The 9,547-nt window shown below is 47.0% G+C and carries 5 protein-coding genes; 3 read left to right on the top strand and 2 right to left on the bottom strand.

Annotated features, from left to right (window positions below; genetic code table 11):
* The coding region (locus ACJ751_RS12365; RefSeq protein ID WP_407745806.1) for an FAD-binding and (Fe-S)-binding domain-containing protein at positions 1 to 2,812 on the bottom strand (2,812 nt) is incomplete at its 3' end.
* 326 nt (positions 2,813 to 3,138) lie between these two features.
* Here ACJ751_RS12365 and ACJ751_RS12370 point away from each other — a divergent pair.
* The 3 genes from ACJ751_RS12370 (at position 3,139) to ACJ751_RS12380 (ending at position 6,790) form a co-directional block, all read left to right on the top strand.
* On the top strand, positions 3,139 to 3,660 hold the full coding sequence (locus ACJ751_RS12370; protein WP_407745807.1) for a hypothetical protein: 522 nt from the start codon (positions 3,139 to 3,141) through the stop codon (positions 3,658 to 3,660).
* A 113-nt stretch (positions 3,661 to 3,773) separates the two neighbouring features.
* Positions 3,774 to 6,017, top strand: a complete 2,244-nt coding sequence (locus ACJ751_RS12375; RefSeq protein ID WP_407745808.1) for an FG-GAP-like repeat-containing protein — start codon at positions 3,774 to 3,776, stop codon at positions 6,015 to 6,017.
* 362 nt (positions 6,018 to 6,379) lie between these two features.
* A complete protein-coding gene (locus tag ACJ751_RS12380; protein WP_407745809.1) occupies positions 6,380 to 6,790 on the top strand; it encodes a response regulator in 411 nt (136 codons plus the stop codon).
* Here ACJ751_RS12380 and ACJ751_RS12385 read toward each other — a convergent pair.
* A partial coding sequence (locus ACJ751_RS12385) for a glycosyl hydrolase (RefSeq protein WP_407745810.1) occupies positions 6,777 to 9,547 on the bottom strand: 2,771 nt, incomplete at its 5' end. The two genes, ACJ751_RS12380 and ACJ751_RS12385, sit on opposite strands and share 14 nt — an antisense overlap.

The raw sequence follows: 9,547 nt of genomic DNA on the forward strand, positions 1-9,547 counted from the left end.
CTTCATCAAGCAAATACAACACTGAACGATAATTCTTACCTGATGATTCAGCCAATGCCATTTCACAGGTTTTAGCAGTTGAGTAACAATCGTTACAACCTGCGTTGTTTACCTCTTCCACTTCGGCTTGTGTTGCACTCGCTGTTAAGCCCGGATAATAAAACCCGCGATCGCCAGCCATACCACAACAACCGGCAGTACTGGGAATAACAGGCTCTGCAACGGTTTGTGCAGCCAGCTGTAAAAGGTTTTTGTTCAGGTTCATTTTGTGCAGGGAGCACACGGGATGGAATACAGCTTTGTCTTTTTTCTTAGTGATCGTTAATCGGGGTAAGAGTATATCTGTAGCAAACTGAAGACTGTCGATAATTTTTAACTGGTCGAACCGCTGTTGATTTTCAGGCGACAAATACGACCGGCAGGTTTGCAGGGAGTGCGTACAGGAAGTAATATCGAGCACAATGGGCAGGCTTCCGGATTGGCTCCACGCCCACAACGTGTCGATGGTTTTATTTACAATGACCCGGTATGCGGGCGTAAAACCTTTTGAAGCAAATGGCTGTGCGCAGCAAGTGCCAGTAAGATTGTCAGGAATGAGCAGGCGTACATTGGCCTTTTCAGCCAGGCGGCGGCAAACATCCACAATGGATTCTTTCTTCTCCATATCGCGGCCCATGGTGCGGCTGATGCAGGAAACAAAATACACCACATCGGCCTGCTCAGGCAGTTGTGCTTTAACTGTTAAAGGCGCCGTTAACTGTTGGGGCCACAAAGGAAATGCAGGCGCTATTTTGCGAACGCCGCTGGTTAATTTGTACATGGCCTTTTTGCCTAACACATTGTTCAGCAGGCGGCCGCTGCGCAAAACGGTTTTTATAAGCCGTTCAACCAGGCCGAAATTTTTGGCCACCTGCAGCGCAATGGCATTGCCGGTTTTGGAATGATTTTCTTTTCGCAACCGTTTAACCAGCTCGCCGGTATTGATGGCTACCGGGCATTCGGTAGCACACATGCCATCTACCGCACAGGTATCCAACCCATCATAAGCATAATCCTTTAATATACTATTATAGGTATGGGTGTCGCCGGCCTTTTGCAAACGCGATAAAGAACGTCGCAATACAATGCGTTGTCTTGGTGTAAGGGTAAAATGCCGGCTCGGACACTTATGCTCGCAATACCCGCACTCCACGCATTTGTCAACTTCTTCTTCCACTACGGGCAGGGGCTTCAGGTTCTTTAAATGACAATTCTTATCGGGGTTTATGATAACCCCCGGATTCAGAATGTTATCCGGATCAATCAGGGTTTTCAACTCTTTCATAATGGCATAGCCTTCTGTACCCCACTCTGTTTCAACATAAGGCGCAATCTGCCTGCCTGTACCATGCTCCGCCTTGAGCGCCCCATTGTACTTTTTTATGACTAATTCCGCCAATTCATCATTAAAAGCGCCAAAAACGGCAACTTCCTCAGGGGTGTCTATCGATTGCGACACCAGGAAGTGCAGGTTGCCTTCCTTGGCGTGACCGAATATAATGGCGTCGTAATATTTATATTTAATAAACAGCTGCTGCAGGTCTTCCACACAATTGCCGAGATGTTGGATCGGGACCGCAATATCTTCCAGCATCGCCGAAGTGCCTTTTTGCCGCACCGCTGCTACGGAAGGATACATGCCTTTGCGCAGCTTCCAGTAACTGGCCTGCAGGTATTCGTCAGTAGTAAACTCTGTTCTATAGGTAATGGGCAGTGAATCGAGGAACTGTGCGGCCCGGGTTAATTTTTCCTGTAACCCGGCAGCCGTGTCAGACTGGTATTCGCACAAAATACCTGCGCTGTTTGCCGGCAGGGTTTTCAGAAAAGCCGGCGCACCCGCCTGGTCTTCAATGGAACGAATAGCGGCCCTGTCCATAAACTCCAGCGCTTCGGCATCGCTGTCCCGCAGGGCTGGAATGACATTACAGGCCACCGTAGTGGAGGCAAAGAACAACAGTCCTGTACTTTTATAGGGTTTATCGGGAATGGTGTTCAACACCGCTTCGGCAATAAAGGCCAGCGTTCCTTCCGCCCCAATCAGCAAATGCGCCAGGATGTCCAGTGGATGCTGGTAGTCGAGAAAGGCATTGATGCTGTACCCAACCGTATTCTTGATCTTGTATTTGTCCCTGATCTTTGCGGTCAGGGCCGGGTTATCCTTTACACGTTGCGCCAGTTGCAGAATACCGGCGGCCAGCCGGGGCTGGGTTGTTTCAAATCTTTTATAATCGTCCCTGTTTTCAGTATCAAACACTTCTCCATTCGGCAGCACAAACTTCACCTGCTTCAGGGTATGATAGCTATTATTGACCACCCCACAACACATGCCGCTGGAGTTGTTCGACAAAATGCCTCCCATCATGGCGGCATTGATGGAAGCAGGGTCTGGCCCTATCTTCTTTTTATATTGTTTCAGGAAAAAGTTTACGCGGCTGCCCGTGATACCCGGTTGCACGCGTACGGCGCTCCCCTGTTGCTCGGCTTTTATCAGCGGCCAGTTGCGCGACAGATCAACCAAAATGCCCTCGGTTACCGCCTGACCCGATAAACTGGTACCGCCGGTACGAAAAGTAAGCGAGGTCTGGTGCTGTCTGGCCAGTTTAAAAAGCGATTGCACTTCTTCAATATTCACGGGAAATACAATGGCCTGGGGTACCAGCGTATAAAAGCTGGCGTCTGAAGAATAGGCATGCAAATCAATGAGACGGGTTTTTAATCTGTCTGCCGGGAATTGTGCCGCCAGGGCCTGTTGTACTTGCTTTTCCTTTGTCATAGGGGAATGCTCAATAATTTCACTTTGCAAGGTACGTTTTTGACGCTTAACGCCGAAGGCTTGACGCAAAACGCTAATTCCGTCAGGCTTTTGCTCAAAACGCAGAAAGCCGCAGCAGTTTGACAAATTAGTAGCTCATTATAAGTTACTCATTACTATTGGTGGGTAATTATGTAATAACCCCGGCTCACTGGTGATTTTTGCTTATGGTTCATGGACGTATAACCGCATCAAGGAATTACAATTAAAAATATGCGTGCCCGTTTGCGTTATTTTATTTAAATTCATTACTTATTTTTTTACCGCTGAAACAGTTACTGGCCATATTGTTACTTGCAATTCATCTGTTTAACCTTGCAGGCTATACGCTGTTGTTTGACTATATCATGCAACAGTCTGACCAACAACTAACCCAACAACTCGATAACAATAAGTACAACGATAGCGAGCTTATTGAAGTAAAGATCGCCTTGCACACCCCTTATCTTACCAGCTGGAGTTCTTATGAACGGGTAGATGGAGAAGTGGAAGCAAATGGCGTTTTTTATAGTTATGTGAAAAGAAAGATCTACAACGATACCCTGTACCTGTTGTGTTTACCAAATGAAAACAAAACCCGGTTATACGAAGCCCGCATATCCTATGCAGGCAAAGTAAATGATGTACCCACCAATACAAAGGATACCGGTGCGCTTAAAAAGAATCCGGCCGGTGTTGACTACGTTCAACCGGTAACCCGGTTTACGGTAGTCCTTCCATTGAGTGAAACCCGTGAACAGGTGCAACATCCCGTTCCACCGGTGATACTACCCTATATGAACGCTCCGTTCCATCCGCCACAAGGCTAACCTGCTAACGCTTATTCTTAGTAAACCCGATTGGGAGGCAACTCCCCTACTCATTCATCCACGCGGCTTGGTGATCAATGAACCATTGATCGCAGGCCTCAATATATACTTCCATGACCATTGCCTTTCCTCGAGCATGGCTGGCCATATTATTATGGCCGGCCTTCTCTTGTACTATTCATCATTCGCCCAATGAAGAAATGATCAACCTGTTGCAAACCGTCGCCGACAATGAAAATGTACCCGGTAACCCGTTTGCCTCAGAAAGAAAAAAGGTGTTCTACGATTCGTTGTTGCAGGCGGCCACCAACTATCCTGATTCAGCCTCGGCCAGCTTTGGCCTGGCCAATACCTTGCTGGAGCTTGGACAGGAAGATAAGGCTATTCCGCTTTTTGAAAGTCTGATACAAAATATGCCACCGTACCTGCCCGACAATAAAAAGATGGTCATGAAAAGCCTGGCCATTGCCTACCTGCGATTGGGCGAAAGAAAGAACTGTATTTATAATCACACTGGTGAATCCTGTATTTATCCTATTGCCAATAAAGGCATACATGTGAACAAACAGGGGGCTGAAAAAGCCATTGAATTGTACACCAACATCCTGAAATACGATGGCGACCTGGAATCGAGATGGCTGCTTAATATAGCGTACATGGCTACAGGTGGGTATCCACAAGAGGTGCCATCGAATTTATTGATAACCTTACCCACCGCCGATAGCAGCGTCCCCATTAAACCTTTCAGGGACCTTTCCGCCCGGGTGTCACTGAATGTGAAGAATATGGCCGGCGGCAGTGTTATCGATGATTTTAACAACGATGGCTATGTTGACATCATCACCAGCAGCTGGGGATTACAGGAAGGTATGCATTACTACATCAATAACCGCAATGGCACCTTTACTGATGCTACCGCAGCTTCCGGACTAAAAGAACTTACGGGAGGATTGAACATGATGCAAACCGATTATAACAATGATGGATGGAAGGATATTTTTGTGTTGCGGGGCGCCTGGAAAGGGAAATATGGTAAAGAACCCAACTCGTTATTAAGAAATAACGGCGATGGCACGTTTACCGATGTTACCCGGGAGGCCGGTTTGTTATCTTTCTATCCTACTCAAACGGCCACCTGGGCCGATTTTAACAATGATGGCTGGCTGGATGTATTCATTGGCAACGAAACAAGCAATAACGCCGAAATAAATCCCTGTGAATTCTATCTCAACAATAAAAATGGCACATTCACCGAAGCATCGTCGAAAGCCGGTTGCACCACGATCGCCTTTGTAAAAGGCGTAACCTCGGGCGACTATAACAACGATGGCTATGTTGATCTTTTTATTTCTACTTTAAACGGCAGAAAGATCCTGTTCAAAAATGAATGCGTCGTAAATGGCGGCTGTCATTTCAAAGATGTTTCGCAGGAGGCGGGTTTAACGAATAATACCACTGCTACCTTCACTACCTGGTTCTGGGATTATGATAATGATGGCTGGCTCGACATCCTGGTTTGCGGCTATGAATTCAATCGTTCACTGGCCTGGTATGCGGCGGCAGAAGCGCTACATGTTCAACCGGGCAATTCAGGACATATATTCCTTTACCGCAATAAACACGATGGAACTTTTGAAGACGTATCGGAAAAGTCGGGATTGAACCGTATTGCTTTTGCCATGGGTGGCAACTTTGGCGATATCGACAATGATGGCTGGCCCGATTTTTACCTGGGTACCGGTAATCCGCAGTATACGTCTTTAGTGCCAAACAAGCTGTTCAAAAACGTGCAGGGTAAGCGCTTTGCCGATGTTACCATCCCCGCCCGGGTCGGCAACCTGCAAAAAGGACATGGCGTTTCTTTTATTGACCTGGATAATGATGGCGACCAGGATATTTATATTGAAATGGGTGGTGCGTATGTTGGAGATGCGTATGAAAATGCCCTGTATATAAATCCCGGACAAAACAACAATCACCGGCTGCTGCTGTCTTTACAAGGCAGCGAGAGTAACCGCGCAGCGATCGGTTCGCGCCTGAAAATATCTTTTACAGAAAACGGTAATAAACGTACAGTTTACCGCGATGTAAATTCGGGTGGCAGTTTTGGCGCCAATCCGCTGATGCAACACATAGGAACAGGGGCCGCCGCCACTATTGACGAAGTGGCCATACAGTGGCCAGGCAATTTAACAACGCAAGTGTTTACCCATGTACCGGCAGATGTACTGATCGCCATCAAACAGGGCGTTCATACATTTACCACTAAACACCTGCAGCCATTTAATTTTAATAGCATAACACCAAACATCATCGATTGTTTTCCGGCAACAAAAGCAGCAGTGACTGTTAAATAAAATGATTTGGGAAATAAAAAAATCCTCCGGTTCGGTTACAGGCCCGGAGTTTTTTTTATTTGCAAAACCTTTTAAATTTCCGCTATCAATCACCTTGATTTTCACCTCGTTAAACCTGCTAAATCCTGTCGCTGAAAAAGTTTGGCCTTATGATTGCTATGTTGGTAATGAACTACCTCCGATACTGGTTAACGCTCTGACAGTACGCATACATATTCTTTCCGTACTCACCCTGCAATACATGTAGCAGCTGAAGTATTCAGCACAGCTAACCTATTATCATGAAAAAAGGAAATTGACCGGCTCAGCTTTAAACCTGGGCAGGCATCTTGTATCCAAACCACAAATCTATTATCAGAAAGATGAAGCGCGTACCAACGACGATATTATACATTGACGACGACCTGGATGATCTGTTGATATTTGAAGAATCTGTTAATACTTTGTTTCCAGACATTTCCCTCTTTAAAGCTCAAAGCAGTGAGGTGGGTATCGAAATCCTGAATCAGCTTGAAGCTGAAAAAAAGCCCTATCCTTCATTGATCATGATCGATATGAACATGCCAAAAATGGATGGAAGGCAAACCTTACAGTATATCCGAAGCGTTGAAAAATGGCAGGAAATCCCCATAGCCATTTTCACCACCTTTGCTGATCTGGATGATATCGAGTTTTGTAAAAATCATGGGTCGGCCTGTATTACCAAACCCATGAACTTTCTCGATTTCAGAAAAACTTTACAAAAATTGTTAAATCAAATTACCCCCCTTTAACGATCACTACCGGCCCCAATAAACCGGAAGGCATTAAAGGCGCATCTGGTTTAAATACTATATTGGTGTGCGTAAGTCTTTTTTCGGCAGGTAAAGCAGCATCACCGATCAGGCGGTTGGGCCAGCAATTGACTACTGCAATCTCCAACACATTACCGGTTGGTTGTAACAATCCGGTTACTTCAACACGCCAGGGCGCCGTCCAAAGAATGCCCAGTGCTTTACCATTCAATTTTATTTCGGCAATATTGTGCACTACACCGGTTTCCAGGAAATATGGAACGCCGGGTTGAATACTGCCTGCATCAAAGCGCTTTACATAAGTAGCTTTGCCGGAATAATATTTGATCCCTTCTTCGGGCCGTTTGGTCCAGTCTTCCAACGCAGGGAATTCAACACTGGCTGGTCCGCCCCAGGCAGGATCAAAATGCACCGTCCAGGCGCCGGTCAATTCCTGCACAGGGGTGAAAGAAAGAAAATTGGAGATTGCTTTTTTAACAACAGCCTGTTTTTTCAACACGACTTTTTTGAAAACGATGAACCATGATTGAAAGGGCGCAAACTGTAAAGAAATAGTAGTATAACCATCAGCCTGGGTAAAAGCTTTAACAGGTATGGTTTCACCGGTGGTGGCATCCCAGATCTCCGGCTGGCGGCCACTGATGCGGAACCGGCAGTTCATCTTCTCCTCTCGCTTATTTCGATTGGCTATAAAATATACTTCCGTATCGCCAATGCTGCGATGAATGAAATCAATAAAGGCATTGTCGTTGTCACAAATAAAATCGGGCACTATCCCCTTTTCTTTCAGTACTTCGTGCAAAGGAACATTCCAGTAGATCTTTCCTTTGCCCAGCACATTTTGCCTGATGGTCTTCCCATCACATTTTCCCCAAATGGAAGCTGCCAGTTCCTGTACACGGGTATCACATTGCGGATAATCTTTCAGTCCACTATCTTTTTCCGGTCTGGGACCTACGATGGTAGCGCCAGCCAGTACCAGCTCTTTTAATTTTTGCAGCACGGGCACCGGCATACTGGTATTTTCGCGTAATACCAACAGCTGGTAGCTCATCCCATCGGGCAACACCAGTTTGCCGTTTTTGACGCTTACCCGGGTCAGCAGCACTTCTTCATTGCACACATCGTAATCATACCCTTTACCGGCCGATGGATCAACATGCTTGGGCAGCACGATATTCGGCGTAATGTCGCCGTTATAATATAAGATATCGGCTACAAACAAACCCTGTTGCAACAGGTACTGGCAGCGGCTGATATAATCGAGGAAGGGCCCGGACTGGTTCCACCAGGTTACATTAGGATTAAAATGCGTGCCCGCACCATATTCAATACCCGGTTTGCCATCTTTTGGCCGCGTAGCCGTTGAGGTATGAAACAGGAAACGATTGATGCCTTCGCAAAAAGCACGATCGGCCGCCTGTTTCATATTGCCGGGATAATCGTACCAGTGACGGAAGGAAGTGAATGATTCGGCTGATGCCGTTTTCTTTCCATAGATATGCGCGGCAGAAGTTACCATTTTGGTCACTTTATTCTGTCCCTGCTCTAGCCGCACCATGCCATAGCCCAGCTTTTCATCCAAACCGCCTTCTTCATCATGTTTGCCGCCCAGCCAGAATTCACCCTGCGGCATATCACTTCGGCCCAGGTTCTTTAAAGCATCCATACACATGGTGCCGGAACGGCTGGGACCTGCTGCTTCGTTCTGCACCTGCAACCCGTTTTGATGGCACAGATCAGCAAAATGTTTATAATGTTCATCGGCCAGGCAATCGGCTACGGTTTTGCGATAGTCGTTCAAAAACCGGTCGCTAACCTCTACGCTGCCAATGATAAATCCATTCAGTACAGGCAGGTATGGGGTGGGATCGTACCCACGGTATTTTTTGAATTGGGGGATGATGTTTTCTGTCCAGTTGGGAAAACCATCTTCAAAACTATCATCACAGAAATATTTGAGTGTTTTTCCGGCATACTGGCCTGCTTCCTGCAACAGCACCTTTCCTACATTTTCAAATTGCAGGTCAACACCGATATGGCTTAACCAGTCAACTGAAAGGCCACTGGCTTCGGGTTGTGCGATCATTACTTTGGAACCCGTCATGCGATGCCCTGTGCGAATAATGGTCCATTCACCGGCGGGCACCTCCCAGTCGAGTTGCCCGTCGGCGGTTAGTTTACTGGTGAGATCGATCACTTTATCTACCGGAATGGGTTGATCGCCGGGCATTGCCTCCCAGGGTGTTGACACCGGCGTCATCACGTCATTCGCTTTTATAAAGTTGCTGGCATCCTTGCGGTTGGTTTTGGCAATAAAAAGCGTTGACCGTTTATCTGTCCGTAAAGGATTGTTGTCGGCGGCCGCAGGAATGGCTACAATGGCTGTATCCCGATAATCTATTTGCTCCCATGGCAGATCGATATACTCCTTCCAGCCGGGCGCATTCACCAGGTTGTCGTACCCATCGCGGTTACCCGGTAACGGTAATTTTCCGGCAAATTTTCGCGGGCCCTTAACGGTTAATTTTGATTGCAGGAACCAGCGGCAGGCATGTTGGGGCGGGATCCAGGGACCACCCATGCACCAGCCGGAACTCATGTTTACGCCAAACTTTATTCCCAGACGATTGGCTTCTTTCAATGCAAACCGGTATAGTTCGCGCCATTCGGGCGATAAGAACAAAGCGCCTTGCGGAACCTTCGCACCGCCCAAACCACCAGCGGAATTGATCA

Source organism: Niastella sp., assembly GCF_045805085.1.
Lineage (GTDB): Bacteria > Bacteroidota > Bacteroidia > Chitinophagales > Chitinophagaceae > Niastella.